Here is a 2592-nt window from a genome sequence, read left to right as displayed (position 1 = left end):
TATGACGGCCTGCCCTTTGCGGGTTCTACTATGGCTTCAGGCCAGGACGAAACCCGCCCATGGCGCCGGATGCATTTCATACAGCGATCATGAGCCAACGTGTGAGTTGGGTGCTCGATGCCGACCCCGTATCCTGCAACTATCAAACTATGCCTGCTGTCAAGCGAAGTGAAGATTTGACCCCGTAGGCGAAACGAAGAACTGACCCCTTCATTGATTTGCTGTTTCGTTTGTCTCAAGCGCTGTTCCGGCCTTCTGCAGAAGGCCGGAACGGCGCTTTTCGCGAAGCCTGTAGCTATCACCTCGGATGGTGATCACCGTCGAATGGTGCAGCAGGCGGTCCAATATCGCGGTGGCGACGACAGGGTCTCCAAAGACGCTCCCCCACTCTCCGACCGATCGATTGGAGGTAATCAGGATCGATCCCCTTTCATAGCGGCGAGAGACCAGTTGGAAGAACAGGTGGGCGGCGTTAGCTTCGAAGGGCAGATATCCCAGCTCGTCGATGATCAGCAGTTTCGGCCGCGATAGGATTGTCAACTGCTTGTCCAATGAGCCATCGTTATGGGCCTTGGCGAGCATCGCAACCAGAGTGGCCGCCGTGACGAATTGAACGTTGTAGTTCTGGCGGATTGCTTCTCGGCCAAGACTGACAGCAAGGTGCGTCTTACCGGTGCCCGGAGGTCCGAGGAATAGGACGGTGTCGCCGTGAGCAATCCAGCGGCAGGTTGACAGCTCCCTGATCTGTCCTCGATCCAGCGAGGGCTGTGCCTCGAAGTCGAAGCCATCGAGTTCGCGTACGAAGGGGAACTGCGCCAACTTGCTCGACATCGAGATGCGCCGTTCATCGCGCCGGGCAATCTCTCGTGAGACCAGGAACGCCAGAGCTTCGCGCAACGTCATCTTCGAGCGCCTCGTCCAGCAACGTGTCGAGTTGATCGCGGATCGCCGTCAGCTTTAGCCGATCGAGTGTCGCGATGAGTAAATCGTGATCGACGGTCGTCATCACCAGCCACCTCCAACAACGGCCTCGTATTCCGCAAGAGGTCGCAGCAAGGCGGCTGGTGCCAGCTCGACTGGAGCGGTGCGAACCAGTCCTTCGCTACCCGCGAAGCCAACAAAGTGATCCCGGTCGACGATCCGTTGTCGCCGTCCCTGGCAGAGAGGATGATCGGCCACAACCTGGCCAGCGTGACGGATAATTACACGGCCAGCCAATACAACGACTTGGACGCTCTCGCCGATGAGACGCCAGGGTACGGAATAGCTGTTTGTGTCGAGATCGATGGCGCAGTCCGCCTGCACTTTGCGCACGAGGTCGCGTAGTTGTCCAAACGGTACGCGGCCGGATAGCGGCCGAAGGGCTTCGGCCTCCGCAGCAAAGCGTTCAATTGGTGCTTCACCAGTCGTGCCGTGTTCTCGTCGGTCTGCGATCTCTCGTATCCATCGGTCAAGGTGCGCCTCGAACGAAGCCCAGTTCTCAAACCGGCGACCAGCGATAGCATTCTTCTTGACGTACCCGACCCCGCGCTCGTCCTTCCCCTTTGTTCGCGCCCGGTAGGGAGCGCAAGCGCGTGGCGCGAAGCCCCAGTAACGGGCAAACGCCCAGAGTCGCGCATTGAAGCGAACCTCCCGGCTAACCGCGTCGTGATGTTCGACAAGTGCCTTCGCATTATCCAGCAAAACCTCAACGGGAACGCCGCCAAACCGAAGAAACGCGCCTTCCATCCCCTCGAACCAATCTGTCTGCCCTTCTCTCAATGAGGCACGGATATGAATGCGTCTGGAATAGCTTAGCGTGGCGACAAAGACGTTTACCCGAAGCCGCTCGTCACCGATCCAGACACGCGTCTGCCCGAAGTCGATCTGCAACTGACGACCAGGCGGCGTTTCAAACCGCACTGTCGCACGCTTTTGCGCCTTGAGTTCCCGCCGCCATTCCCGGACTCGAAGCTCTACCGAACGCAAACCGATGATAATTCCATGCTCGCTCGCCAGCTCCTGCCGGATCACATCGGCATTGCCATCATGGCGAAAGAAGCGTTCACGAAGCCAATCATCAAGGCCATCAAAAGCACTCCTCCGAACCGGCTTCTTGAAGGGTACCGCTCCACCCTCACGAAGATATCGACGGACAGTGTTGCGAGCACATCCAAATTCCTTCGATAGACGCTTGGCACCCCAACCAAGCTCGTGCAGCCGCAACATTGCCACCACCTCATCTGCCTCAAGCATATCTTCGCCCTGCATCGTTCCCCACGATGCAGGATGCGCTGAAATCGCACTTGTCATCCATCTCTCCTCGTTGTCACACGAGGGGGCAGTTCTTCATTTCGTTAGGGGGTCAGTTTCTCATTTCGCCTGACACCTGCGGGCGGGTGCCGCGGTGGACCGACTTGTTCATCACGCAACGATCATTCGAAATGAACGTCGAAAGCTGTCGACGACGTTCCGCCATGGAGGCCAAACGCCAGCGCGGCAGGCCAGCCTCATTCGCGACAATCAAAGGCACCGCACAGTTTGTCGCGGAGCGGCAATCAGACCACGATGAAGCTCTTGCCAGCGACAATCAACATGATAACTTCATCCCGA

At 58.0% G+C, this 2592-nt stretch carries 1 protein-coding gene and 2 pseudogenes; 1 reads left to right on the top strand and 2 read right to left on the bottom strand.

Going from position 1 to position 2592, the window contains the following annotated elements; genetic code table 11:
* Window positions 1-210: 210 nt before the first annotated feature.
* Both istB and istA read right to left on the bottom strand, forming a co-directional pair.
* Window positions 211-1006, bottom strand: a pseudogene (gene istB, locus EFQ99_RS34745) (IS21-like element ISSme2 family helper ATPase IstB).
* Entirely contained in the window at window positions 1006-2292 is a 1287-nt protein-coding gene (gene istA / locus EFQ99_RS34740; protein ID WP_016737538.1) for an IS21 family transposase, read from the bottom strand. Before istA ends, istB begins: the two are co-directional and overlap by 1 nt.
* An 88-nt stretch (window positions 2293-2380) precedes the next feature.
* Between istA and EFQ99_RS34735 the strand changes: the two are divergent.
* Window positions 2381-2592 (top strand): annotated as a pseudogene (locus EFQ99_RS34735) (hypothetical protein); the annotation flags it as partial.

This window comes from Rhizobium vallis (assembly GCF_003985155.1).
In the GTDB taxonomy this organism is placed as follows: domain Bacteria; phylum Pseudomonadota; class Alphaproteobacteria; order Rhizobiales; family Rhizobiaceae; genus Rhizobium; species Rhizobium vallis.
Note: the sequence above shows the minus strand (reverse complement) of the source record. Positions and strands in the feature narration are given on the sequence as shown.

Bases quoted from the DNA above. Each gene is read 5' to 3' on its own strand.
- istA (WP_016737538.1), bottom strand. From the start codon at position 2,292: ATGACAAGTGCGATTTCAGCGCATCCTGCATCGTGGGGAACGATGCAG.